Here is a 26,008-nt window from a genome sequence, read left to right as displayed (position 1 = left end):
TCCTCAGTGGGCCACGCCGGCGGCGCCGTGCTCGTCGATCAGGGCCCCGCTATGGAAGCGGAACATGGAGAAGGGCTCGGCGATGGGATGCATCTCGCCCTTGGCCAGGCTGGCGGCGAACACATGGCCCGAGCCCGGGGTGGCCTTGAAGCCACCGGTGCCCCAGCCACAGTTGAAGAACAGGCCCTTCACCGGGGTCTTGGAGAGGATCGGGCAGGCGTCCGGGCAGGTGTCGACGATGCCGCCCCACTGGCGGTTCATGCGCACCCGGGAGAAGATCGGGAACATCTCGACGATGGCCTGCAGGGTGTGCTCCACGGTGGGGTAGCTGCCGCGCTGGCCGTAGCCGTTGTAGCCGTCGATGCCGGCGCCGATCACCAGGTCGCCCTTGTCCGACTGGCTGATATAGCCATGCACGTGGTTGGACATCACCACGGTGTCGAGGATCGGCTTGAGTGGCTCGGAGACCAGGGCCTGCAGCGGGTGCGATTCCAGCGGCAGGCGGAAGCCGGCCATCTTGGCCAGCACACCGGAGTTACCGGCGGCCACGCAGCCCACGGTCTTGGCCTCGATGTCGCCACGGTTGGTGTGTACGCCATAGACCTGACCGTCGCGGATCTTGAAGCCGGTGACCTCGGTCTGCTGGAGGATATCCACGCCATGGGCGTCGGCGCCGCGGGCATAGCCCCAGGCCACGGCGTCGTGGCGGGCCACACCGGCGCGCGACTGCCAGGAGGCTCCCAGCACCGGGTAGCGGGCATTCTTGGAGCAGTCCATGATCGGCACCAGTTCCTGCACGCCCTTGGCGTCCAGCACCTCGCCGTCGATACCGTTCAGACGGTTGGCATTGACCCGGCGCTGGATGTCACGCATGTCCTGCAGGGTGTGGCCCAGGTTGAGCACCCCACGCTGGGAGAACATCACGTTGTAGTTCAGGTCCTGGGAGAGCCCCTCCCACAGCTTCATGGAGTGCTCGTAGAGGGCCGCCGCCTCGTCCCACAGGTAGTTGGAACGCACGATGGTGGTGTTACGAGCGGTATTGCCGCCGCCCAGCCAGCCCTTTTCGATCACCGCCACGTTCTTGACGCCGAACTCCTTCGCCAGGTAGTAGGCAGTGGCCAGGCCGTGGCCACCGCCGCCGACGATGATCACGTCGTACTGCTTCTTGGGAGTGGGGTTGCGCCACTGGCGCTCCCAGTTCTCGTGGTGACTGAGGGCGTGCTTGGCCAGCCCGAAACCTGAATAGCGTTGCATCTTCTCTCTCCTCGACCGGCCCTGCCAGGCAGGGCCGGCCCATACGGGTTCAGGCGGTAGCGGTTTCTTGCGCCGCTGCCGGGGCGGCACCGTAGACCGGGTGCCGCAGGCAGAGCTCGGCGACCTTCTCGCGCACCTCGGCTTCCACGGCATCGGTGTTGCCCTGCTCGGCCAGCACGTCGAGGATGTCGCAGATCCAACCGGCCAGCGCCTCGCAGTCGGCCACGTCGAAGCCACGCGAAGTCACCGCCGGGGTGCCGATACGCAGGCCGGAGGTAACGAAGGGGCTCTGCGGGTCGTTGGGCACGGCGTTCTTGTTGACGGTGATGTGCGAGCGGCCCAGCGCCGCATCGGCATCCTTGCCGGTCACGCCCTGGCGGATCAGCGAGACCAGGAACAGATGGTCGTCGGTGCCGCCGGAGACGACGTCGTAACCGCGGTCCAAGAACACCTTGGCCATGGTGCGGGCGTTGTCGATCACTCGCTGCTGGTACTGCACGAAGCTCTGGCTCATGGCCTCCTTGAAGGCCACCGCCTTGGCCGCGATCACGTGCATCAACGGGCCACCCTGCTGGCCAGGGAAGACCGCGCCGTTGAGCTTCTTGTACAGCTCCGGGTCGCCGTGGGCCGAGAGGATCAGGCCACCGCGCGGGCCGCGCAGGGTCTTGTGGGTGGTGGTGGTGACCACATGGGCGTGAGCAATCGGGCTCGGGTAGAGGCCGGCGGCGACCAGGCCCGCTACGTGGGCCATGTCGACCATCAGCCAGGCGCCGACTTCATCGGCAATGGAGCGGAAGCGCCGCCAGTCGACCACACGGGAGTAGGCGGAGAAGCCGGCGATGATCAGCTTCGGCTTGTGGCCACGCGCCAGGCGCTCGACCTCTTCGTAGTCGATCTCGCCCGTCTCGGGGTTCAGGCCGTACTGCACCGCATGGTAGTGCTTGCCGGAGAAGTTGGGCGCGGCACCGTGGGTCAGGTGGCCGCCGTGGGCCAGGCTCATGCCGAGCACGGTGTCGCCCGGCTTGACCAACGCCATGAAGGCGGCGGCGTTGGCCTGAGCGCCGGAGTGGGGCTGGACGTTGGCGTAGTCGGCACCGAACAAGTCGCAGGCACGCTCGATGGCGAGCTTCTCGACCACGTCGACGTGCTCGCAGCCGCCGTAGTAGCGCTTGCCCGGGTAGCCTTCGGCGTACTTGTTGGTCAGTTGGGTGCCCTGGGCCTCCATGACCGCGCGGCTGGCATAGTTTTCCGAGGCGATCAGCTCGACGTGCGCCTCCTGACGCGCCACCTCTTCGGCGATGGCGGCGGCGATCTGGGAATCGAATGACGCGAGTCCGGCTTGGTTCATGACTGGCTCCTGTTGTTCTGGCTGTTGAATCTATCGGCTACCCGCAGGGGGCGCGGAGGGTTTCGGCTCATGCTCCGATTAAAGGCCCACAAGAGAGAGAAAGATTGAATAAATGCGACAGCTTTGCTGAACGACAGGCACCGCCGGGGTTGGCCTACCACTTTAGGCGAACGCCACCCTTCTGGTGACGCTCATACGGCCAGAGCACCCGTGAGGCGGGAGATAGCGACATGACGATCAGACCGCAGGCCGGGACTCGATATGCAGGAAGAAAGGGTCGACCCGGTCGCTGCCTGGCTCCTCGGCACGCTTGCGCATCTCCGACGGCGGCATGCCGAAGGCGCTGCGAAAATGACGCGAGAAATGGGCCGTGTCGGCGAAGCCGCAGCGCTCGCCGATCTCGGTGACGCTCTTGCCGGTGTAGTGCAGCAGCCACAGCCCATAGCGCAGCCGCAGATCGCGCGCGAACTTCTGCGGCCCGACACCCAGGGTTTCGCGGAACCGCCGCTCCAGGTTGCGCCGCGAGGTGCCGACCCGCTCCGCCAGCGTTTCCATGGATATCGGCTCGCCGAGATGCTGCTCGAGCACGGCGATGGAGCGGCGCACCAGGCGATCCTCGATCTTGCCGAACACCACCGGCTGCGGCTGCGGGTGTGCACCGATACGCGCCTCATCGAGCAGCATGATGCGCAGGCTCTTCATCGCCCAGGCCTTGCCCAGGTGCCGCTCGACCAGATAGGCGGCCAGGTCCGCCCCCGCCGAACCACCCGCGCAGGTCAGGCGGTCGCCATCGTCGACGAACAGCCGGTCGGCCACCGGCTCGATGGTGGGAAAGCGCTGGATCATGTCGCGATGGTGGTACCAGCTGACACAGCAGCGCCGCCCGTTCATCAGGCCGGCCTGGATCAGGGCGAAAACGCCGGTACACAGCCCCACCAGCGGTACCTGGGCATTCGCCGCCCGGCGTAGGTAGGCCAGCGCCGTGGTATCGGCCCGGTCGGCATCGTCCAGCACGCCACCGATCACCACGATGTAGTCGAACTCCTGCGGGTCCTGGAAGGGTTGGCATGGCGTGATGGAGGCCCCGCAGCTGGAGGCCGCCGGCTCCCCGGTGCTGGTCATGAAGGTCCAGTGGCAGCGCAACTGACGGCTGCGATCGCCCTCGTCGGCCGCCAGGCGCAGGCAGTCGACGAAGGCCGCGAAGGGCAGCAGGGTGAAGCGATGCAGCAGGACGAAGCCGACCGAGAGCGGCTCTTGCTGGGCGACCGGGTTCATGGGGAACGACCTTTGGGCAGGGCTCGATACTCTACCCCGACATTGCCCTTGACGCCCGTGCTGGTCAAGCCAGCAAAACGAACCGACGGGGCCAGTCGCCGTCAGCCCCCGGTCATGTTCATGAAGCGAACGACTTGGACGTCGCCGTCGGTAGTGAAGTGGTGCCGCTCGGGCTTCTTCTGCATGGCGACGACGATGGCGGCCTTGAGCCGTTCGAGGTCGCCGGGGTGGCGGCGCATCACGGCGCGCAGGTCGACCGAGTGCTCGTTGCCCAGGCACAACAGCAGGCGGCCTTCGGCGGTGACGCGTACGCGGTTGCAGGCGGCACAGAAGTTGTGGCTGTGCGGCGAGATAAAGCCGACCCGGATGTCCGAGTCAACCATCCGAAAATAGCGCGACGGCCCCAGGGTAGTCTCGGTGGTGGGCAGCAGCGTGTGGCGCGCCTCGATGGCGGCGCGCACGTCATCGCTGGAGCAAAAAGTCTCGGCGCGGTCGTGGCCGATGTTCTGGCCCAGCGGCATCTCCTCGATGAAGCTTATGTCCACCTGCTCCTTACGGGCGAACGCGACCAGGTCGAGCACCTCGTCGTCGTTGCGTCCCTTGAGGATCACCGCGTTGAGCTTGATACGCTCGAAGCCAGCGTCATGAGCGGCGCGGATGCCGTCGATGACCTTGGCCAGGTCGCCGGTGCGGGTCAGGGCGCGAAAGCGCTCGGACACCAGCGAATCCAGGCTGACGTTGAGCCGCTTGAGCCCGCCCTGGCGCAGGGCGCGGGCATGCTTGACCAGCCCGGCACCATTGGTGGTCATGCCAAAGTCACGCAGGCCCGGCAGCGCGCCGAGTTCGGCCACCAGCTCCTCGATGCCGCGGCGTACCAGCGGCTCGCCGCCGGTGAGGCGGATCTTCTCCACGCCCAGCTCGACGAAGGCCCGCGACAGCGTGGCGATCTCTTCCAGGGTGAGCAGCCTGGCGCGAGGCAGGAAGGTCATCTCCTCGGCCATGCAGTAGACGCAGCGAAAGTCGCAGCGGTCGGTGACCGACAGGCGAACGTAGCGCACGGTGCGGCCGAAGCCGTCGATCAGGCTCATGCGTTTTCCTCGGCATCCATCGGCAGCCGGGCGATCAGCTCGCCGACCTGCTCGGCCACCTCATGGACGATTTCGTCGTCGTAGCTCTGGCCACGGCGCTTGCGAAAGCCCTGCTCGTAGAGCTTGACGTGTTCGGTGGCGACTACGCCCGCCCTGTCCAGGCAGTGGGTCACGCAGTGCATCTGGCAGCCATCGATGGCGACGATGGGTCGCCCGGAGCGGGCAGTGCGCACCAGGCCGGGCACGCCGCCGCCTACGCCGGCGATACAGGACATCTCGGCCACACCTGTGTGGTCGAGCCTCACCGCCACGTCGTTGGCCAGCTGCGCCACGTCGGAGCAGCCGGAGCAGGAGTAGACCAGGGTGCGCGGTTTGTTCGCGGTTCGGGACATGAAACCTCCCTATGTACGACTTGGCGGCGCGACGTGCCGTTGGCTCAGTCGTCGGCCAGCATGGCGTCGCGCAGCTTCTGTTCGTCGAGTACCGTCAGGCGCTGGCGATCGATGCCGATCACGCCGCCGTCGCGTAGCTTGGCCAGCAACCGCGACAGGGTCTCGGGCGTCATGGCGAGCTGGGCGGCGAGCCAGCGCTTGGGGATCGACAGGCGCACCACCCGCGGGCTTTTGCTGCGCCCCGCCGGCAGCTGGCGCAGGATGTAGCTGACCAGCCGCGACATGGCGTCGGCCTGGGTCAGCAGCGCCAGGTCCTCGAGACGTTCGGTGAGCTCCAGCGCCAGGCGGCTCATGAACTCGGCGCGGCAGGCGGGCTGGCGGTCCATGATCTCGCGGCAGCGCTTGGCGGGAATCGCCAGCACGTGGGTGCGGCGCAGCGCCTCGGCGGAGTAGAGATAAACCCCGGCACTGGAGACCATGCTCAGCTCGCCCAGGGTGCCGCCGCGCTCGACGCAGCGAATGGTGGCCAGGCGGCCGTCGCCGGCACCACGCGCCAGGCGCACCGCACCGTTGATGACGATGTAGAGCCAGTGGGCCGGGGAGTCCTGGCGGAACAGCCACTCTCGGGTCTTGAGCGTCTTGAGTTCGGTATCCTCGAGCAGCTCGGTGACTTCATCATCGTTCAATTCGCCCAACCAGGGCACGCCGTGAACCAGCTCGCGGAGCTGCTTGGGCTTGAACAGCAGGTCAGTCGACAAACTGTCCGGCGGGCAGATAGTGGTATTCATGACCTTCCTCCACGTCGGTATCGGCGGCCATCATCAGATAGCCGTGCGCTTGGCTGGCGGCATGCAGCATGTGGGAGCCCTGCCCGCCGGACAGCAGGGCCAGCGGTTGACCAGCCTGCCAGTCGATGACGACACGCAGCAGCTCGCGCCGCCCCGGACTACCCCGCCGCGAGAAACCGGCGCGGACGCGATATTGCTGTAACGGCCCGACGTTGCGACCCTGGCAGCCCTGCACGAAGGGCCTGGCCAGCAGGTGCCAACCCACCAGTGAGGCCACGGGGTTGCCCGGCAGGCCGATCAGCGGCACGCCCTCGGGCGAGCCGTCGTCCAGGTAGCCGAAGGCGAACGGCTTGCCCGGCTTGATCGCCACGCCATGGAACCAGAGCCCACCCAGCGCATCGAGCACGGGCCGCACATGGTCCTCCTCGCCCACCGAGACGCCGCCGGTGCACACCACCAGGTCGGCGCCGTCGCGGGCGGCGCTGAACGCCTCCCGCAGGGCCATGGGGTCGTCGGCGATGACTCCCAGATCGAGCACGTCGCAGTCGGCCTGTTCAAGCAGCGCCTTCAGCATCACCCGGTTGCTGTCGTACACCAGCCCCGGTGCGAACGGCTCGCCCGGCTCGATCAGTTCATCGCCGGTGGAGATCAACGCCACCTTGAGGCGCGGCAGTACCGGAACCTCGGCGATACCCTGGCTCGACAGCAGCGCCAAGGCTGCGGCATCCAATGTCCAGCCCGCCGGTAGCAGGGGATCGCCTGCGCGATACTCCTCGCCACAGCGGCGAATGTTGGCACCGAGCTTCGCTTCGCCGATGACATGCACGCGTCCCGCCTCGTCCAGCCGCACCCGCTCCTGGGGCACCACGCAGTCGGCGCCCTCGGGCACCGGCGCGCCGGTGAAGATCCGCGCACAGCCGCCCTCGGGTAGAACCGCGACACCGGCCCCCGCCGGCACTCGCAAGACGACGGGCAGGCCGGTATCGCTGAGCTCCGCCAGCCGCAAGGCGTAGCCGTCCATCGCGCTGTTGTCGACGCCGGGCATGTCGAGCTTCGCCTCGAGGTCCCGCGCCAGCACCCGGCCGGCGGCCCGTTCCAAGGCGATGGGTTCTTCGCCCCGCACCGGCTCGGCCGCTGCGATCATGCGCGCCCTCGCCACCTCTATGTCGAGCAGACCCTTGGCCAGGGTGCCACAGCTCATGCATGCACTCCTTGACCGTGATCAGGCACCTTAGCCGCCTCACGCGAGTCGCATGCCTGTTGCTCGGGCATGACCATGGCAACGAAGTTGCACGGCCGGGTGCGCGCGTCGAGCTGGCTGGCAAGGATGCCGTCCCAGGCGGTGGCACAGGCCTTGGGCGAGCCGGGCATGGCGAAGATCAGGGTGCGGTTGGCCACGCCGCCCACCGCCCGCGACTGCACGGTGGAGGTACCGATGCTGTCGAAGGAGAGCTGGCGGAACAGCTCGCCGTAGCCATCGATCGCCCGATCGAAGAGCGGCATCAACGCTTCGGGCGTGGTGTCGCGTACGGTGAAGCCGGTACCGCCGTTGACCAGGATCACCTGGATGTCGTCGCGCACCACCCACTTGGAGACCACCGCACGGATGCGGTAGATGTCGTCGGGCACGATGCGCCGCTCCACCAGCGCATGGCCGGCCTCGGAGAGACGCTCGCTGAGCAGGTCGCCGCTGCCGTCGCGGTCGAAGCCGCGGGTATCGGAGACGGTCAGCACGGCAATGCCGAGCGGCACGAAGCGGGCGTTGGCGTGAACATGGGACATGATGTTCTCCTCACTGCCGCCATGCAGGCAGCGTATTAAACGTGGAGAAATCGCCGAGCGGGATGAAGCGCAAGGCGCACGGAGCGCAGCACCCGGAGCCTAGTGGGTTCTAGGTGAGGAGTGCGAGCACCGCGCAACACAGCGATTCGCCCGCGCAGGCATTTCTACTGCATCAAACTGCCGGCGGCATTGTCATCGAGCTCGAGCCCCTCAACGCCGATCTCTTCTTCCAGCGCCAGCAGGTAGTGGCGCAGCGCGCGGCGGGTGGCCTGTTCGCGCAGGGTATGCAATACACGCTCGGCCACCTGCTCGAAGGGCAGGCGCTGGCCGCCGCTGCGCTGGTCGATGCTGACCAGGTGCCAGCCGTAGCGCGAGGCCAGCGGACGGTCGTGCAGGCCTTCCGGCAGGTGCTGCAGGGCACGGTCGAGCTCAGCCACGGTCTGCCCCGGCGCCAGCCAGCCCAGCTCGCCGCCTTCGCTCTTCGACGGGCAGTCGGAGTGGCGCATGGCAAACTCGGTGAAGCGCTCGGGAATGCTCTGGAGTTCCTCGATCAGCGTCTCGCCCAGGCGGTACTGGGCATCGCGCGCTTCGGTATCGTCGGGGGCGGCGGCGAGCAGGATATGACGCACGGCAATGCGGGTCGGCTCGCTGAAGCGCTCGGGCTCGGCGTCGAAGAAGCGGCGACAGGCCGCCTCTTCCGGCTCCGGCACGTCCAACTCTTGCTCCAGCAGGGCAGCGATGGCGGCATCGTTGTCGCCTTCGTCGTCGGTATCGGCCACCAGACCGAGCTCGACGGCGCGCTGGCGCAGCAGCTCGCGAACCACCAGGGCGCGGGCGGCAGAAAGCTGCGCCTCGCCGGCTGTCGCCGCCGGGTGGTACTGCATCTCGCGGGCGATGCTGTCCTCGTCGATGGCCTTGCCGCCGACCTTGATGGGCGGCGGAACGGCACGGCCCGGCAGCTGTTCGATCTCGATCATTTGCATGGTGCTGATCCTCTAATACATGACATAAGCGGCTATACAAGCTCGGGGCTGTTCCGTCGGCAGGCCTTCGAGGAGGCGCTGTGAACCCATCCCTGGGCGCTACTTTTGCCATCCATGGCAAAAGACCTCCTCTTCGGCCTGCCCCCGGCGCCCCTCACGCTGGCACCGAGGTTGTGAAGCCGAGCGAGCGCAGCCAGCTTTACCTCAAGCCCGGCGGCGAACGATCTGGTAGCGCCTGGTGACATAGCCCATCGGCGCGCTCCACACGTGCACCAGGCGGGTGAAGGGAAACACCAGCACGATGGTCAGGCCGACCAGGATGTGCAGCTTGTAGATCCAGTTCACACCTTCCAGGTGCGCGGCGGCGCCGCCCTGGAAGTAGACGATGGACTGTGCCCAGCCGGAGAACTGCAGCATCGCGCTGCCGTCCAGGTGGCCCAGGGTGGGCAGGATGGTGAGCAGCCCCAGCGTCACTTGCAGCACCAGCAGGCCGATGATCACGGTGTCCATGGCGCTGGAGGAAGCGCGCACCCGCGGGTTGGTCAGGCGGCGGTAGAACAGCATGGCGCCGCCCACCAGGCACATGACACCGGCGATGCCACCGACCACCACCGCCAGCACCTGCTTGGTGCCGGCACTGATGAAGGGGCCATAGAGCCAGTGCGGCGTCAGCAGGCCGACCAGGTGGCCGAAGAAGATCACGAGGATGCCGACGTGAAACAGGTTGCTGGCCATGCGCATGTTCTTCGACGTCAGCATCTGGCTGGAGCCGGTCTTCCAGGTGTACTGGCCGTGGTCGTAGCGCATCAGGCTACCGATCAGGAAGACGCTGCCGGCCAAGTAGGGGTAGAGCCCGAACAGTAGGGAATCGATGTAGTTCATGACAGGTCTCCGTTAGTGTTTCTTGGCGGCATCGACAGGGTCGAGGATGCGAACCGCCTCACCCTGGATCGCCCGCTTGCGTTCGGCAAGGCGCCGGCCCTCGGCGGACTGCAGGGCACAGTCCTCGTCGGACTTGGCGGAGAAGCGCACCGCCTCCTCTTCCCATACCGCGTCCAGCGCTTCGGGGGTGTCGTCGCGTGTCTCGCTGACCACGGCTTCCCGCTTCGTCTCGACGTCGTCTTCGGCGCCGATCAGCGCCAGCAGCGCACGGGTGACCAGGGCCTGGTCGGCACCGCGCTCTTCCAGACGCGCGGTCAGCAGCGCCAGGATGTGGCGGATCTCGCCCAGCCAGCGGCCGATCTCCTCGTCGCTGCGCGTGGAGAGGTACTCCAGGAACAGCGGCAGGTAGTCGGGCAGTTCGCGGGCATCCAGCTCGAAGCCCGCGGCCTTGTACTCCTCGATCAGGTCGACCATGGCCTGGCCGCGATCACGCGATTCGCCGTGCACGTGTTCGAACAGCAGCAGCGAGTGGGCGCGGCCCTTGTCGAACAGCGCCACGTACTCGGACTGCAGCTCGAGCAGGTCGGCCTCACTGATGCGCTGGCACCAGCTCATCAGGTCGCCGCGCAGCGCCGCCGGCAGGCGGCGCTCGGCGTCGAGCGCCTCGATCAGGTCGGCCGCAGCCTCCTGCAGCGCCTCGGTCGGGTAGTCGAGCAGCCGGGCCAGCACGCGCAGGCTGCGCATGCCGAGCTCGGGACGAACCGCGTCGTCGTGTGTCATTTGCAGTGCTGCATCAGCCATGGTGAGTCTCCTTGGCGCCCGTCTTCGGATCGAAGACGTCTACCGGCTTGACCAGCGCGCTGGTCTGCTTGCGACCGTTGAACAGGCTCGGCTTGCTCTCGCCGTGGCAGCCGTCGCCGAAGCTGAAGCCGCAGCCGCCGCGCTCGGGGAAGGCTTCGGTGGCCATCTCGCGATGGCTGGTCGGTACCACGAAGCGATCCTCGTAGTTGGCGATGGCCAGATACCGATACATCTCCTCTACCTGGGCCTCGGAGAGCCCCACCGCGTCGAGCACCTCGGTGTCGTGCTTGCCTTCGACGTGGCGGTTGCGCATGAACACGCGCATCGCCATCAGCCGCTTGAGCGCCAGCACCACGGGCTCCTCCTCACCGGCGGTGAGCATGTTGGCGAGGTAGCGCACCGGGATGCGCAGCGACTCGATCTTGGGCAGTACGCCGTCGTACTCGACCTTGCCGGCCTCGGCGGCCGACTGGATCGGCGACAGCGGCGGCACGTACCAGACCATCGGCAGGGTGCGGTACTCGGGGTGCAGCGGCAGCGCCAGCCCCCAGTCCATGGCCATCTTGTAAACCGGCGAGGCCTGGGCCGCGGCGATCACGTTGTCGGCGATGCCGTCACGCTTGGCCTGGGCGATCACCTCGGGGTCGTGCGGGTCGAGGAAGATCTCGCGCTGGCGGTGGTAGAGGTCGCGCACGTCGGGCGAGCTGGCCACTTCCTCGATGCGGTCGGCGTCATACAGCAGCACGCCGAGGTAGCGGATGCGGCCCACACAGGTCTCGGAGCACACGGTCGGCATGCCCGCCTCGATGCGCGGGTAGCAGAAGATGCACTTCTCGGACTTGCCGGTCTTCCAGTTGTAGTAGATCTTCTTGTACGGGCAGCCGGAGATGCACATCCGCCAGCCGCGGCACTTGTCCTGGTCGATCAGGACGATGCCGTCCTCCTCGCGCTTGTAGATCGCACCGCTGGGGCACGAGGCCACGCACGCCGGGTTGAGGCAGTGCTCGCACAGGCGCGGCAGGTACATCATGAAGGTGTTCTCGAACTGGCCGTAGATGTCGGCCTGGACCTGCTCGAAGTTCTTGTCCTTGCGGCGCTTGGCGAACTCGGTACCGAGGATCTCCTCCCAGTTCGGGCCCCACTCGATCTTGTTCATGCGCTCGCCGGAGACCAGCGAGCGAGGACGCGCCACCGGCTGGTGGTCGCCCTGCTTGGCGGTGTGCAGGTGCTGGTAGTCGAAGTCGAACGGCTCGTAATAGTCGTCGATCTCGGGCAGGTCGGGGTTGGCGAAGATGTTCGCCAGCACCCGCCACTTGCCGCCGATACGCGGTTCGATCTTGCCGTCGCGGCGGCGCATCCAGCCGCCCTTCCACTTGTCCTGGTTCTCCCACTCCTTGGGATAGCCGATGCCGGGCTTGGTCTCGACGTTGTTGAACCAGGCGTACTCCAGACCCTCACGGCTGGTCCAGACGTTCTTGCAGGTGACCGAGCAGGTGTGGCACCCGATGCACTTGTCGAGGTTGAGGACCATGCCTACCTGGGAACGAATCTTCATTTCACGGCCTCCTGAACGCTGTCGTTGCCCTCGCCGTCCAGCCAGTCGATTCTCTTCATCTTGCGGATCAGGACGAATTCATCGCGGTTGGAGCCAACGGTTCCGTAGTAGTTGAAGCTGTAAGAGAGCTGGGCGTAGCCGCCGATCATGTGGGTCGGCTTGGGGCAGACCCGGGTCACGGAGTTGTGCATGCCGCCGCGGGTCTTGGTGACCTCGGAGCCCGGCACGTTCACCTGGCGCTCCTGGGCGTGATACATCATCACCATGCCGGCCTTGACCCGCTGGCTGACGATGGCCCGCGCAGTGATCGCACCGTTGGCGTTGAACAGCTCGATCCAGTCATTGTCCTCGATGCCGATCTCCTGGGCGTCGGTCTCCGACATCCACACCACCGGGCCGCCGCGGTTGAGCGTCAGCATCAGCAGGTTGTCGCTGTAGGTGGAGTGGATGCCCCACTTCTGGTGCGGCGTGATCCAGTTCAGCGCCTTGGTCGGGTTACCGTTGTCCTCCGGCATGGTGAAGCCGGTGATCGTCTTGGTGTTGATCGGCGGACGGTAGACCAGCAGGCTCTCGCCGAAGGCGCGCATCCAGGGGTGATCCTGGTAGAACTGCTGGCGGCCGCTGACGGTGCGCCACGGAATCAGCTCGTGGACGTTGGTGTAGCCGGCGTTGTAGGAGACGTGTTCGTCCTCCAGGCCGGACCAGGTCGGGCTCGAGATGATCTTGCGCGGCTGGGCGACGATGTCGCGGAAGCGGATCTTCTCCTCTTCCTTGTTGATCGCCAGGTGGGTGTGGTCGCGCCCGGTGATCTTGGACAGCGCACCCCACGCCTTGACCGCCACCTGGCCGTTGGTTTCCGGCGCCAGGGTCAGGATCATCTCGGCGGCGTCGATGGCCGTCTCGATCTTCGGCCGGCCCTTGTGCGGCCCTTCGGTCTTGCGGTAGTTGAGCTTGCCGAGCAGCTCGACCTCGGACTCGGTGTTCCAGGCGATGCCCTTGCCGCCGTTGCCGATGGTCTCGAGCAGCGGCCCAATGGAGGTGAAGCGCTCGTAGGTTTCCGGGTAGTTGCGCTTGACCTCGATCAGCGCCGGCATGGTCTTGCCGGGGATCGGCTCGCACTCGCCCTTCTTCCAGTCCTTCACTTCGGGCTGGGCCAGCTCCGCCGGGGAGTCGTGCTGATGCGGCAGGGTGACCAGGTCGGTCTCCTCGCCCAGGTGACCCACGCACACCTCGGAGAACGCCTTGGCGATGCCCTTGTAGATGTCCCAGTCGCTGCGCGACTCCCACGCCGGGTCGGTGGCCGCGGTCAGCGGGTGGATGAACGGGTGCATGTCCGAGGTGTTGAGGTCGTTCTTCTCGTACCAGGTGGCCGTCGGCAACACCACGTCGGAGTAGAGGCAGGTGGAGGACATGCGGAAGTCGAGCGTGACCACCAGGTCGAGCTTGCCTTCCGGCGCCTCGTCGTGCCACTTCACCTCTTCCGGCTTCTGGCCGCCGAATTCGCCCAGGTCCTTGCCCTGGATACCGTGGCGGGTACCCAGCAGGTACTTGAGCATGTACTCGTGGCCCTTGCCGGAGCTGCCCAGCAGGTTGGAGCGCCAGATGAACATGTTGCGCGGGAAGTTCTGCTCGCTATCCGGGTCCTCGGCAGCAAACGCCAGCTCGCCGCTCTTGAGCTGCTGGACGGCGTAGTCCTTGGTGGACAGGCCGGCGGCCTTGGCCTTTTCGGCCAGGCGCAGCGGGTTGGCGTTGAGCTGCGGCGCGGAGGGCAGCCAGCCCATGCGTTCGGAGCGCACGTTGAAGTCGATCAAGCTGCCGCTGTAGTCGGCCGGGTTGGCCAGCGGAGACAGGATTTCCTTGATCTCGAGCTTCTCGTAGCGCCACTGGGAGGAGTGGTTGTAGAAGAACGAGGTGGAGTTCATGTGGCGCGGAGGGCGCTGCCAGTCGAGACCGAAGGCCAGCGGGGTCCAGCCGGTCTGCGGGCGCAGCTTCTCCTGGCCGACATAGTGGGCCCAGCCGCCGCCGCTCTGGCCGATACAGCCGCACATGACCAGCATGTTGATCAGGCCGCGGTAGTTCATGTCCATGTGGTACCAGTGGTTCATCGCGGCACCCACGATGACCATGGAGCGACCCCGGGTCTTGTCGGCGTTGTCGGCAAACTCACGGGCGATACGGGCGACCTGCTCGGCGGGCACGCCGGTGATCTTCTCCTGCCAGGCCGGGGTGTAGGGGCGGACCTGGTCGTAGGAGGTGGCGCCGTCGTCTTCGCCCTCTTTGCCAAACCCGCGGTCGATGCCGTAGTTGGCGCACATCAGGTCGAAGACGGTGACGGCCAGCACCTCGGTGCCGTCGGCCTTCTTCAGGCGCTTGGCGGGCAGGCTGTGGAACAGCAGCTCGTTGCCGGCCACGTGGTCGAAGTGCTCGTGGGCGATGCCGCCGAAGTAGGGGAATGCCACCTTGGCCACGTCGTCGTGGTGCTCGGCCAGGGTCAGCAGCGGCTTGATCTCCGAGCCGTCGGCATCGCGCTCCTCGAGGTTCCACTTGCCCTGGACCTCTTCCTTCTCACCCCAGCGGAAACCGATGGAGCCGTTCGGCACGACGAGGCGGTCGGACAGCTCGTCCCACGCCACGGTCTTCCACTCGGGATTGTTGTCCTGGCCCAGGTTGCCTTCGAAGTCGCTGGTGCGCAGCTGCTTGCCGGGCACGAAGCTGCCGTCTTCACGGGCTTCCAGCTCGACCAGGAAGGGCATGTCGGAGTACTTGCGCACGTACTCGGTGAAGTAGGTGCTGGGCTTGTCGAGGTGGAACTCCTTGAGGATGACGTGGCCCATGGCCATGCCCAGCGCGGCGTCGGTGCCCTGCTTGACCGACAGCCACTCGTCGGTGAGCTTGGAGACCTCGGCGTAGTCCGGGGTGATGGAGACGGTCTTGGTGCCCTTGTAGCGCACTTCGGTGAAGAAGTGGGCGTCCGGGGTACGGGTCTGGGGCACGTTGGAACCCCAGGCGATGATGTAGCCGGAGTTGTACCAGTCGGCCGATTCCGGCACGTCGGTCTGCTCGCCCCAGGTCTGTGGGCTGGCCGGCGGCAGGTCGCAGTACCAGTCGTAGAAGCTCATGCACACGCCGCCGATCAGCGACAGGTAGCGACTGCCCGCGGCGTAGCTGACCATCGACATGGCGGGAATCGGCGAGAAGCCGATGATGCGGTCCGGACCGTACTGCTTGGCGGTGTAGACGTTGGAGGCGGCGATCAGCTCGTTGAGCTCGTCCCAGTTGGCCCGCACGAAGCCGCCCATGCCGCGGGCACGCTTGTACTGCTTGGTCTTGGCCGGGTCGGAAACAATGGAGGCCCAGGCATCGACCGGGTCGCCGTGCTGCTGCTTGGCCTCGCGCCACAGCTTGAGCAGCGGCTTGCGGATCAGCGGGTACTTGAGGCGGTTGGCGCTGTACATGTACCAGGAGTAGCTGGCGCCACGCGGGCAGCCCCGCGGCTCATGGTTGGGCAGGTCCGGGCGGGTGCGCGGATAGTCGGTCTGCTGGGTCTCCCAGGTGACCAGGCCGTTCTTGACGTAGATCTTCCAGCTGCAGGAGCCGGTGCAGTTCACGCCGTGGGTGGAACGCACGATCTTGTCGTGCTGCCAGCGCTGACGGTAGCCGTCCTCCCAGCCACGGGATTCTTCGCGGGTCTCGCCATGGCCATTGGCGAAGGGCTCGCGCGCCTTGCGGAAGAAATTCAGCCGATCTAAGAAGTGACTCATGGTCGATCTCCAGGCTCCTTGATGTGATGCGTGGCCGCCCGGGCCACCCCGCCTGCCGTGTCGCGCGACGTGTTCGACACGATCGTCAGGCAGGTGCTTGAAAAGGATTCTGGAGGATCGAAACGCGGATTACTGCCCGGTTACCTCCATATACACCTCGTCTACCCACAAGGTGATAGGCGGCCCGAAGAAAGGGGTTAATCCCCTTTGGCAAGGCGCCGCGAGCGGGCGCGGCTGCTTACTTCCCAGAGCATCACCAGCATGCACAGTGCCAGCGCGGCGTAGAGGAACATGAAGCCGGCGGTGCGCACGCCAACCCACTCGTTGCCGAGCACGAACATCAGCGGCAGCAGAGCAGCGAACAGCCCGCCGAGGGCCAGCGCCAGCCCACCAGAGCGCACCATGTCGTCGCCATGGTCGCGGTGGATCAAGCACATCAGGCTGCCCTTGGCGATGCCCATGGACAGGCCCATGACCGCGAGAAGCGCGGCGAAGCCGGCCAGCGGCATGGAGAAATCCAGCGTCAGATCGCCGTACACGCCGTGGATCTGCATGGTGAAGTCGGGGTAGGAGAGCAGGAACAGGCAGGCCATCACGCAGGCGCTGACCCACCAGCGCAGCTCGCGGAAGTCGCGCCGGTCGGCCAGCGCCCCGCCGAGGATCTGCCCCAGCCCGCCGGGTAGGGTGAAGACCAGCGCCCACAGCGCGGCTGCCATCAGCGAAAGACCGTACTGCGCCATGAGATAGGCGGGCAGCCACAGTGCCAGCGCCACGAAGGCGCCATAGAAGAAGCTGTAGTAGAGCGCCAGGCGGCACACCGCGGGCGGCGGCAGCCCGCCGGAGCGCATCATCAACTGGGCGGGCACGTCGCGAAGCCCGCCGCGCCGGAGCGGGTCGTCTTCGGCGAACAGCCACAGCAACAACGTTACCAGCAGGATCGGCAGCAGGTAGAGCTTGGGCGCCATGGGCCAGCCGTAGGCCTGGCTGATCAGCGGCAGCAGGAAATAGGTCAGCCCCGCACCGAGCATGCCGGCACCGTAGAGCCCCAGCGCCAGGCCGGCGTGGCGCCGCGGACACAGCGCTGCCACGTAGACCAGCCCCGCGGCCAGCGAGCCGGCCCCCACTCCCAGGCCGGCGCCGGCGAGCAGGAATTCCCAGTAATCGTCGGCGTGGGCGATGGCCCACAGCAGAGGACAGATCCACAGCAGGCAGCCGATCATCACCCGCCGGCCGCCCACCAGGCGCGCCAAAGCCGCCAGCGGCAGCGCCGCCAGTGCACCGGTAAACATCGGCATGGCCAGCAGCACGGCGAACTGAACCTCGCCGAAGCCCAGCCCCTGCTTCAGCTCGATGCCGAGCACGGCAAAGATAGTCCAGCTGGCAAATACCAGGGCGAAGGCCAGCGGCGACAGCAGCACGACCACCAGCGAACGATAGTCGACCTGCAGGTCCGCGGCCGGGGCTGTTTCGGCGGACGTCATGACGGCGGGTCTCGTGGCGTAGTCAAAAGTGATTCTCGATTAGCCACCAACCAGCGTCAAAAGGGCATACGAGGTACCTCTTTGGTAGCAGCCTGCCGCATCTCCCGGTAGGATGCGCCACCACTCGCTGGGGTATAGTGTCGGCGAGGGTTTATAGTGTCGTTATGCCCCGCATCACTGCTGGAGTTGCCCACCCCCGATGAAACTGCTGCAACGCTCCCTCGTGGCCCGCATCGTCGCCTCCCTGCTGGCGATCAGCGCCATGGCCCTGATCAGCATCGTGGTGACCATGGCGGTGGCCGGCGGCAGCCGCGGCGATGCCGCTGCGATCAACGTCGCCGGCTCGCTGCGCATGAATACCTACCAGATCGTCGCCGCCCTGCAGCGCTACGAACGCGTCCCCTCGATGGAGCATCAGGCGGCGGTGCACGTACTCAAGCGCCGCTTCGAGGAGCGCCTGGCGAGCGAGGAGCTGACCGGCGCCATCCCCGTTTCCGAAGCCCACGACCTGCGGCGCCAGTACCGCCTGGTGCTGTCGCGCTGGCACAACGACCTGGCCCCCGAAGTCAACGAGGCCGTCGACAGCCGTTCGGTGAACATCGAGTCGCTCAACCGTACGCTGGACGGCCTGGTCGCCGACATCGACACCATGGTCAAGCAGCTCGAGCAGAACAGCGAGGCCAAGATCCGCCTGCTCAGTGCGCTGCAGATCCTGTTCCTGGGCCTGACGGCGGTGGTGGTAGCCATCGCGCTCTACGACATCCGCCACAACCTGGTGGCACCGCTGCGCCAGCTGATGGTGCTGGCCGGTGAAGCGGCGCGGCACAATTTCACCGTTCGCACCCGGCTCAAGGGAGAGGACGAGCTGGCCCTGCTCGGCCACACCTTCGACACCATGGCCGAGGAACTCGGCACCAGCTACGCGGACCTGGAAGAGCGGGTCAAGCGCAAGACCCGGGAGCTCGAGCGCAGTAGCCAGGTGATGCAGGTGCTCCACGACGGCAGCCGTTCGCTCTACGGCGGTGGCAACGACCTGTGCACCAGCGCCGCGCCCATGCTGCGCCGGGTGGCCGAGCTGCTGGACATCGGCCCCATCCGGCTGTCTCTCAACGACCCTCACGCCGATCGCCAGGTACCGATTCTCGCTACCCACGCCGCACGACGGCCGGACTACTGCCGCGACCACGACTGCCACGCCTGCCTGATCGCCCCTCGCCCCTTGCGCCTCTCCGATACCGAGGATGGCGACTGCGTGCTGCTGCCGGTGAGCGTGGGCGACGAGATGCTGGGCACGCTGGAAGTGTGGCATCCCAAAGACGAACGCCTCTCCGACAGCGTGCGGCGCCTGCTCAACGCCCTGGCCGACCAGCTGGCCACCGCGGTTTACCTGCAGCAGCGCATCGAGGAGGAGCAGCAGGTCTCGCTGATGAACGAGCGCACCATCATCGCCCGCGAGCTGCACGACTCGCTGGCCCAGTCGCTCTCCTACCTCAAGATGCAGGTGGCGCGACTGGAGCGCATGCAGGCCAAGGAGGCGCCCCGCGAAATGCAGGCGGCGGTGTTCGACGAGCTGCGCACCGGACTCAACAGCGCCTACCGTCAGCTGCGCGAACTGCTCACCACCTTCCGCCTCAAGCTCGAGGGGCCCGGCCTGCAGACCGCCCTGCTGCAAACCACCGAAGAGTTCTCCGAGCGCATGGGTGCGCCGGTGGAGCTGCACTACGACGTGCCGCCCCACCTGCTCAATCCCAACGAGGAGATCCACGTCCTGCAGGTCGCCCGCGAGGCGCTGAGCAATATTCACAAGCATGCCGAAGCGCACTGGGCCGCCGTCACGGTGAAGTTCCAGGAGGCGCGCATCGTGCTGCGCATCGAGGACGATGGCGTCGGGCTCGAGAACGACGACTCGCCGCCGATGCACTACGGCCTGATCATCATGCGCGACCGCGCCCATACCCTGGGAGGCGAACTGCGCCTGGCCAACCGAGCAGAGGGCGGCACCTGCGTGGAAGTCGTCTTCACGCCGCAGATGGCGCGCCTGATCTCCCGCCAGCCGGCGATCGAATCCACCCTTCACGACCAAGGAAACTGAGACACCATGGGCCAGTCAGTCAGCGAGACCCCCGCCAGTATCCTGATCATCGACGACCACCCGCTGCTGCGCCGCGGCGTGGCCCAGTTGCTCGAACTGGAGGACGACCTCCAGCTTGTCGGCGACACCGGCGAGCCGGAGCAGGGCGTGCGTCTGGCCGCCGAGCTCGACCCGGATATGATCCTGCTCGACCTCAACATGCCGGGCATGGACGGCATCCAGACGCTCAAGGCGCTGCGCGAGTCGGGCTTCGCCGGGCGCATCGTGATGTTCACCGTCTCCGACCACGAGGAGGACCTGCTGGCGGCCCTGCGCGGCGGCGCCGACGGCTACCTGCTCAAGGACATGGAACCCGAGGAGATGGTGCGCCAACTGCGCCAGGCGGCTCTGGGCCGCATGGTGGTCAGCGAGAACCTCACCGCACTGCTCGCCGAGGCGCTACGCAACCAGCGCGCGGCACCGGCCACGCCCGACATCCACAGCCTGACCCAGCGCGAGCGCGAGATCCTGCGCGAACTCGCCGCCGGGCTCTCCAACAAGCTGATCGCGCGCAAGCTCGATATCTCCGAAGGCACGGTGAAGGTGCACGTCAAGCATCTGCTGAAGAAGCTCAACCTGCGCTCGCGAGTAGAGGCGGCGGTTTGGGCCGTGCAAGAGGGAATTGACGGCAGATAAGAGGGGATAGGTAACCGCGGTTCTGTGTGGATACCTCCAAAGACTTCGAGGCGCCGGCAAGGCGCCTTTTTCATACCCCGCCTTTGTAACCCAGCACAGAAAAACAAGGGGTTAGCTTAATACCCCTGCTACCCCTCAAGAGGTATTTCACTGTTTTCCCGGCATTTTTGGCCAGTTTCCCCGGTTACCGACCCGACGTATCTTTGCCTCAACCGAACCTGAATTGATCCCGGTCAGGACGGATGTCGCAAGGCGGGATCAGTCGAACCACAAGGGGAAACGTCATGGCTAAAACGAGTGCCGATATCGGCAAACTCGGCGCCGGCAGACCAAAGAATGCCGACATCGAGCATTGGGACGTCGAAGACGACCAATTCTGGCAACAAACGGGCAAGCGCATCGCTTCGCGCAATCTGTGGATCTCCATACCCAGCCTGCTGATGGGCTTCGCGGTGTGGATGATGTGGGGCATGATCACCACCCAGATGCAGAACCTCGGCTTTCCCTTCTCGGTGAGCGAGCTGTTCACCCTCACCGCCCTGGCCGGGCTCTCCGGCGCCACCCTGCGCATTCCCGCCTCGTTCATGATTCGCATCGCCGGCGGGCGCAATACCGTCTTTCTCACCACGGCGCTGCTGATGATCCCCGCCTTCGGCACGGGGTTTGCGCTGATGAACCCCGCCACGCCGCTGTGGGTATTCCAGGCCCTGGCGCTGCTCTCGGGCATCGGTGGCGGTAACTTCGCCGCCTCGATGAGCAACATCTCGACCTTCTTCCCCAAGAAGCAGCAGGGCTACGCACTGGGCATGAATGCCGGCCTGGGCAACTTCGGCGTCACCACCATGCAGATCCTGATTCCGCTGGTGATGACCATTGGAATCTTCGGCGTCATCGCCGGCGCCCCGATGGAGCTGCAGAGTGCCAGCGGCACGCTGATCGGCCGCATCGAAGCGGGTACACCGACCTGGATCCAGAATGCCGGCTTCGTGTGGCTGGTCTTCCTGGTGCCGCTGGCCTTCCTCGGCTGGTTCGGCATGAACAACCTGCGCACCATCACGCCCAACCCGGGCACGCCGATGCAGGCCTTCGGCAAGATCCTCGGCCTCTACGCCGTGGGCGCCGCCACCAGCATCGCCGGCATGTTCGCGCTCAATCTGCTCGGCATGTGGCTCGCGCTTCCGCTGACCATCGTGCTGACCCTGGTGCTGATGCGCCTGCTGCCGGGCGAGATCAAGCCCAACATCCAGAAGCAGTTCGCCATCTTCTCGAACAAGCACACCTGGTCGATGACCGTGCTCTACATCCTCACCTTCGGCTCGTTCATCGGCTTCTCCGCGGCCCTGCCGCTCTCGATCAACGTGATCTTCGGCAACATGATGGAAGTGGCCGCCGACGGCAGCGTCACCCGCGTGGCCAACCCCGCCGGCCCCAGCGCCCTGACCTGGGCCTGGATCGGGCCTTTCGTCGGCGCGCTGATCCGACCCATCGGCGGCTGGATCTCCGACAAGGTGGGCGGCTCCATCGTTACTCAGGTGATCTCGGTGGTCATGGTGGTGGCCTCGGCGGTGACCGGCTACGTGATGATGCTGGCCTACAACTCCACCGATCCCAACAGCTACTTCGCGATCTTCATGCTGCTGTTCGTGATCCTGTTCGCCGCCAGCGGCATCGGCAACGGCTCCACCTTCCGCACCATCGGCGTGATCTTCGACCAGCACCAGAAGGGCCCGGTACTCGGCTGGACCTCCGCCGTGGCCGCCTACGGCGCCTTCATCGCCCCGCGGGTGATGGGCGAGCAGATCCAGGCCGGTACCCCCGAGCTCGCCATGTACGGCTTCGCGATCTTCTACGCGGTGTGCCTGGTGATCAACTGGTGGTTCTACCTGCGCCCCAATGCCTACGTCAAAAACCCCTGATGCCGTCGACCGTGCTCTGGCGTGAAGCCAGAGCACACCCCACTACCTTGCCTTCTTCGGAGGGATGTCATGAAAGTCATGATCGCTTATGACGGCTCGCGCAACGCCAAGCTGGCCCTGGCCCAGACCGTCAGCCTGTTTCGCTGCAACGCACCCACGCTGGTCCTGGTCGGCGTAGCCGAGAACCCCGGCGACGCCACCGACGCCAACGAGACGCTGTTCCAGCAGGAGTACGAGGAGATGAAGGCGGCACTCAAGGAGGGCGCCGATTTCGCCCACCAGGAGGGCTTCGAGGTGGACTGGGTACTGGCCGAGGGCGACGCGCGCAAGATGCTGCTGCACGCCACCCAGAAGCACCAACCGGACGTATTGGTCATCGCCCGCCACAGCAGCAAGCCCGACGGCGGCATCATCGCGCAGTCGTTGAGCTACTTCGTCGACGAACTCGACTACATGACCTTCGGCAAGGTCAGCTCCTTCCTGGCCCGGCGCGTCGAGTGCCCACTGCTGATCCTGCCAAGCCCATGAACGGCGATCCCGTTTCCCGTGGCTGCCCCAGTTCTTCCTTCAGGATGATACGACCATGAAAGTCGCCGACCTATTCAAGTTCCGCACTCCCGAGGTCCGGGCGCTGCACCTGACCTGGATTGCGTTCTTCATCACCTTCTACGTCTGGTTCAACATGGCGCCGCTCGCCTCGAGCATGCTCAAGAGCGTCGACTGGTTGAAACCGGAAGATCTCAAGCTGTTCGCCATCTGCAACGTGGCGCTGACCATTCCCGCGCGCATCATCGTCGGCATGGCGCTCGACCGCTTCGGCCCGCGCCGGGTGTTCTCGGTGCTGATGGTGACCATGTCGATCCCCGCCCTGGTGTTCGCCTTCGGCGACTCCATGACCCAGCTGCTGGTCGCCCGCCTGGTGCTCAGCTCCGTGGGCGCGAGCTTCGTGGTGGGCATCCACATGACCGCGCTGTGGTTCAAGCCCAAGCACATCGGCTTCGCCGAGGGCTTCTACGCAGGCTGGGGCAACTTCGGTTCCGCCGCCGCCGCCATGACCCTGCCGACCATCGCCCTCACCTGGTACGGCGGCGCCGACGGCTGGCGCTGGGCCATCGCCCAGAGCGCCATCGTCATGGCCGCCTACGGCGTCTACTACTGGTTCGCCATCACCGACGGCCCCGATGCCCGCGCCCACCGCAAGGCGCGCAAGGCAATGGCCATGGAAGTCAGCAGCTGGGCGGACATGGTCAAGCTGATCGTGTGGACCATCCCGCTGGTCGGCGTGCTGGGCATCCTGGTGTGGCGCATCCAGAACCTGGGCTACCTCTCCACTACCGGCGCCATGATTGCCTACCTGGTCATCGCCGCCGTGGTGGTCTATCAGGTCGTGCAGATCCTGCGGGTCAACGTGCCGATCCTGAAGAAGGGCGTGCCGGAGGACGACAAGTACTCGTTCAACAGCGTGGCTGCGCTCAACAGCACCTACTTCGCCAACTTCGGTGCCGAGCTGGCCGTGGTCTCCATGCTGCCGATGTTCTTCGAACAGACCTGGGGTCTCACCGCCGCCGCCGCGGGCCTGATCGCCTCCTCGTTCGCCTTCGTCAACTTGGTGGCACGCCCCATGGGCGGCCTGGTCTCGGACCGCATGGGCAACCGCCGCTTCGTGATGCTCAGCTACATGTTCGGCATCGGCATCGGCTTCGTGCTGATGGGCATGCTCAACTCCAACTGGCCGCTGATCATCGCCATCGCCATCACCATCTTCACCTCCTTCTTCGTGCAGGGGGCGGAAGGCGCCACCTTCGGCATCATTCCCTCGATCAAGCGCCGCATCACCGGCCAGATCTCGGGCATGGCCGGCGCCTACGGCAACGTGGGGGCGGTGGTCTACCTGACCATCTTCACCTTCGTCACACCGACCCAGTTCTTCTACATCATCGCCACCGGCGCCTTCCTCAGCTGGCTGATCTGCCTGGTGTGGCTGAAGGAACCGGAAGGTGCGTTCGACGAGGAGTACTACGTCTCCTCCGTCGACCGTGCCATCGAGGAGCAGGAACTGGCCGCCAACCAGGCCAAGCCGCAGCAAGGCTGAGCCGGCTGGGCTTCATCAAAGGGCGGCGACTTCGGTCGCCGCTTTTTTTGCGTACACTCACCTGCGACACTCCACCGCCCCTATTCCCTACCGAAACGGTCGGGCATTGATCTACGACAAGGATGTTTTCGCCAGGGTGCGGCACAGTGGAACAGACCAGGCGGGCGAAGCGATACGCCGGCCAACCAATCACACCAGGAGGTGGCCATGACCTCGAATACCGCGACCTTCCCCCCGAGCGCTGCCCAGGCCGACGAGCGTGGCACCAAGCTCGCCGCGGTGATCTACGTTCTCTTTCTCGGCAGCGTGCTGGCCGTGGTCACGGCCCCGGTGGGCGTGCTGCTGGCGCATCTGCGCCGTCACAGCGTGGCCGACTGGGTCGCCACCCATCTGCAGTTCCAGATCCGCACCTTCTGGCTCGGTATCGTCGGTGCGGCGCTTTTTGTGGCGGCCTGGCATGTGCTGGGGCTGGTCGGTGTGTCCGCCTGGGCGCCGTGGGCACTCGGCTACGCCTTCTTCACCGCCTGCCTTATCTGGATGGTGGGCCGCTGCGGCGTGGGCATTCATCGGCTGATGGCGGGTCGCCCCATCGACGCCCCGCGCAGCCTATGGCTAGGCGGCGCCAGCGTGAGCCTGCATGACTGAAGCCAGCCCCTCCCGCCCCCTGCCCAACCCGGGCTGGGGGCCGCTCTCCGCACTGCCCGGCAACCCGCTGATGTGGGTGCTGATCCTGAGCGAGGTGGTGGTCTTCACCGCCTTCTTCGCGCTCTATGCCTGGCATCGGGCCGGCGACGTCGCCGGCTTCAACGCCGCCCAGCGTGAGCTCGACCCGCTGATGGGCGGGCTCAACACCCTGGTGTTGCTCACCAGCGGGCTGTGCGTAGCGCTCGCCGTGGAGGCGATCAGTGCTTCCCGTCGCCGCCGGGCACGTCAGTGGCTGACGGCGAGCATGGGGCTCGGGGTGCTGTTCTGCGTCATCAAGGTGGTCGAATATGGCGGCAAGTTCGCCGTGGGCATCACGCCGGAGACCCATCTCTTCTTCGGCTACTACTACGGACTGACCGCCTTTCACTTCGCCCATGTGCTGTTCGGCCTGGGGCTGCTGGCGCTGGTGAGCTGGCGCACCTCGACCGAGAACGTCGAGACGGCGGCCGCCTTCTGGCACATGGTCGACCTGATCTGGATCTTGCTCTATCCCTTGATCTATCTCTTACGCTGAAGGCTCTCTCCTGAGGTAACCATGACCGCACTCCCCGGCACCCACCGTTTGATCGTCACCTGGCTGTCGCTGATGGCGCTGACGCTGGTGGCGATGTTCTCCGCGCGCCTGGACCAGGCCAGTTGGGAGCCGCTGCCGCTGGCCTCGGCGCTGCTGGTGCTCGTCGCCACCGGGTTCAAGGCCCAGCGGTTGCTGATGGTCTATCTCAACCTGCGCGCGGCGACCCCGGCCTGGAAGGGCACCTTCGTGGGGCTGGTGCTGCTGACGCTGGCGCTGATCGGCACCGGTTATGCAGCGCCGCGACTGATCTGAGCCGCAGTGGAGCTGAACGAAATCGCCCGGCCATTCGGCCGGGCGATGCGTTACTGGCTTTCGCTTGCAGCTAGCGGGGAGGCCGGTCGCGAGTCGACGAGTGCGGCAGCGGCGGCGGGTTGCGCGCCCAGGCTTCGAGCACCCGGGCCAGGCGCATCATCCCGTAGACGATGAAGGGGACGAGCAGCATCAGCCCTACCCCCCAGTCGCGGTTGTTGATCAGCCAGGCGATCGGCAGCACCACCGCCAGCCCGATGGCGAGCCCAACGGCGACGGCGATGGTGAGGCGCGGGTTGGTCATGGCCAAGTCTC

General features: G+C 66.1%; 23 protein-coding genes. 8 read left to right on the top strand and 15 right to left on the bottom strand.

Going from position 1 to position 26,008, the window contains the following annotated elements; translation table 11 throughout:
* Positions 1–3 precede the first annotated feature (3 nt).
* The 14 genes from ACRWQA_RS01175 to ACRWQA_RS01110 all read right to left on the bottom strand — a co-directional run bounded on the left by ACRWQA_RS01175 (position 4) and on the right by ACRWQA_RS01110 (position 17,390).
* Positions 4–1,254 (bottom strand): sarcosine oxidase subunit beta family protein, encoded by a 1,251-nt coding sequence (locus ACRWQA_RS01175; protein WP_434228927.1) that lies wholly within the window; start codon positions 1,252–1,254, stop codon positions 4–6.
* A gap of 49 nt (positions 1,255–1,303) precedes the next feature.
* On the bottom strand, positions 1,304–2,602 hold the full coding sequence (gene glyA / locus ACRWQA_RS01170; protein ID WP_263582108.1) for a serine hydroxymethyltransferase: 1,299 nt from the start codon (positions 2,600–2,602) through the stop codon (positions 1,304–1,306).
* 237 nt (positions 2,603–2,839) lie between these two features.
* The gene (locus ACRWQA_RS01165) at positions 2,840–3,877 is read right to left on the bottom strand and encodes a GlxA family transcriptional regulator (RefSeq protein WP_263582107.1); all 1,038 of its coding nucleotides are present in this window, start codon (positions 3,875–3,877) and stop codon (positions 2,840–2,842) included.
* Between the two features lie 101 nt (positions 3,878–3,978).
* Positions 3,979–4,965, bottom strand: coding sequence for a GTP 3',8-cyclase MoaA (moaA, locus tag ACRWQA_RS01160; protein WP_434228924.1), 987 nt, complete (start codon positions 4,963–4,965; stop codon positions 3,979–3,981).
* On the bottom strand, positions 4,962–5,357 hold the full coding sequence (locus tag ACRWQA_RS01155) for a putative zinc-binding protein (RefSeq protein ID WP_263582105.1): 396 nt from the start codon (positions 5,355–5,357) through the stop codon (positions 4,962–4,964). Before ACRWQA_RS01155 ends, moaA begins: the two co-directional genes overlap by 4 nt.
* A 44-nt stretch (positions 5,358–5,401) precedes the next feature.
* A complete protein-coding gene (locus ACRWQA_RS01150) occupies positions 5,402–6,145 on the bottom strand; it encodes a Crp/Fnr family transcriptional regulator (protein WP_434228922.1) in 744 nt (247 codons plus the stop codon).
* Positions 6,105–7,346 carry a molybdopterin molybdotransferase MoeA gene (locus tag ACRWQA_RS01145; RefSeq protein WP_434228921.1) on the bottom strand — a complete coding sequence of 414 codons (1,242 nt, stop codon included), beginning with the start codon at positions 7,344–7,346 and terminating at the stop codon, positions 6,105–6,107. Before ACRWQA_RS01145 ends, ACRWQA_RS01150 begins: the two co-directional genes overlap by 41 nt.
* Positions 7,343–7,927, bottom strand: coding sequence for a molybdenum cofactor biosynthesis protein B (gene moaB, locus ACRWQA_RS01140; RefSeq protein WP_263582102.1), 585 nt, complete (start codon positions 7,925–7,927; stop codon positions 7,343–7,345). The genes ACRWQA_RS01145 and moaB overlap by 4 nt, the downstream gene beginning before the upstream one ends.
* Positions 7,928–8,091: 164 nt before the next feature.
* Positions 8,092–8,910 carry a peptidylprolyl isomerase gene (locus ACRWQA_RS01135; protein WP_263582101.1) on the bottom strand — a complete coding sequence of 273 codons (819 nt, stop codon included), beginning with the start codon at positions 8,908–8,910 and terminating at the stop codon, positions 8,092–8,094.
* A gap of 204 nt (positions 8,911–9,114) precedes the next feature.
* A complete protein-coding gene (narI, locus tag ACRWQA_RS01130) occupies positions 9,115–9,792 on the bottom strand; it encodes a respiratory nitrate reductase subunit gamma (protein WP_263582100.1) in 678 nt (225 codons plus the stop codon).
* Positions 9,793–9,804: 12 nt separating this feature from the next.
* Positions 9,805–10,593, bottom strand: coding sequence for a nitrate reductase molybdenum cofactor assembly chaperone (gene narJ / locus ACRWQA_RS01125; protein WP_263582099.1), 789 nt, complete (start codon positions 10,591–10,593; stop codon positions 9,805–9,807).
* A complete protein-coding gene (gene narH, locus ACRWQA_RS01120) occupies positions 10,586–12,148 on the bottom strand; it encodes a nitrate reductase subunit beta (RefSeq protein WP_434228918.1) in 1,563 nt (520 codons plus the stop codon). The genes narJ and narH overlap by 8 nt, the downstream gene beginning before the upstream one ends.
* Complete coding sequence (locus ACRWQA_RS01115) at positions 12,145–15,909, bottom strand: nitrate reductase subunit alpha (protein WP_434228916.1); 3,765 nt, start codon at positions 15,907–15,909, stop codon at positions 12,145–12,147. Before ACRWQA_RS01115 ends, narH begins: the two co-directional genes overlap by 4 nt.
* A gap of 197 nt (positions 15,910–16,106) precedes the next feature.
* Entirely contained in the window at positions 16,107–17,390 is a 1,284-nt protein-coding gene (locus tag ACRWQA_RS01110) for an MFS transporter (protein ID WP_434228914.1), read from the bottom strand.
* Between the two features lie 199 nt (positions 17,391–17,589).
* Between ACRWQA_RS01110 and ACRWQA_RS01105 the strand changes: the two genes are divergently transcribed.
* The 8 genes from ACRWQA_RS01105 to ACRWQA_RS01070 all read left to right on the top strand — a co-directional run bounded on the left by ACRWQA_RS01105 (position 17,590) and on the right by ACRWQA_RS01070 (position 25,696).
* Positions 17,590–19,482, top strand: coding sequence for a histidine kinase (locus tag ACRWQA_RS01105; RefSeq protein WP_434228912.1), 1,893 nt, complete (start codon positions 17,590–17,592; stop codon positions 19,480–19,482).
* A 6-nt stretch (positions 19,483–19,488) separates the two neighbouring features.
* Complete coding sequence (narL, locus tag ACRWQA_RS01100) at positions 19,489–20,157, top strand: two-component system response regulator NarL (protein ID WP_263582094.1); 669 nt, start codon at positions 19,489–19,491, stop codon at positions 20,155–20,157.
* A 284-nt stretch (positions 20,158–20,441) separates the two neighbouring features.
* Positions 20,442–22,073: an MFS transporter gene (locus ACRWQA_RS01095; RefSeq protein WP_434228910.1), complete on the top strand. Its 1,632-nt coding sequence runs from the start codon at positions 20,442–20,444 to the stop codon at positions 22,071–22,073.
* Positions 22,074–22,142: 69 nt separating this feature from the next.
* Positions 22,143–22,601, top strand: coding sequence for a universal stress protein (locus ACRWQA_RS01090; RefSeq protein WP_263582092.1), 459 nt, complete (start codon positions 22,143–22,145; stop codon positions 22,599–22,601).
* A 55-nt stretch (positions 22,602–22,656) separates the two neighbouring features.
* A complete protein-coding gene (locus ACRWQA_RS01085) occupies positions 22,657–24,165 on the top strand; it encodes an MFS transporter (protein WP_434228908.1) in 1,509 nt (502 codons plus the stop codon).
* A gap of 207 nt (positions 24,166–24,372) precedes the next feature.
* The gene (locus tag ACRWQA_RS01080) at positions 24,373–24,810 is read left to right on the top strand and encodes a DUF4870 family protein (RefSeq protein ID WP_434228907.1); all 438 of its coding nucleotides are present in this window, start codon (positions 24,373–24,375) and stop codon (positions 24,808–24,810) included.
* Positions 24,803–25,384: a cytochrome c oxidase subunit 3 family protein gene (locus ACRWQA_RS01075; protein WP_434228905.1), complete on the top strand. Its 582-nt coding sequence runs from the start codon at positions 24,803–24,805 to the stop codon at positions 25,382–25,384. Before ACRWQA_RS01080 ends, ACRWQA_RS01075 begins: the two co-directional genes overlap by 8 nt.
* Positions 25,385–25,405: 21 nt before the next feature.
* Positions 25,406–25,696, top strand: a complete 291-nt coding sequence (locus ACRWQA_RS01070) for a cytochrome C oxidase subunit IV family protein (RefSeq protein WP_434228903.1) — start codon at positions 25,406–25,408, stop codon at positions 25,694–25,696.
* 70 nt (positions 25,697–25,766) lie between these two features.
* On the opposite strand, the gene ACRWQA_RS01065 is transcribed toward ACRWQA_RS01070, so the two are convergent.
* Positions 25,767–25,997 (bottom strand): hypothetical protein, encoded by a 231-nt coding sequence (locus ACRWQA_RS01065; protein WP_263582081.1) that lies wholly within the window; start codon positions 25,995–25,997, stop codon positions 25,767–25,769.
* Positions 25,998–26,008 lie beyond the last annotated feature (11 nt).

The organism is Billgrantia sp. C5P2 (assembly GCF_051062895.2).
The sequence above is the reverse complement of the archived record's forward strand: the minus strand, read 5'-3'. Positions and strand labels throughout refer to the sequence as shown.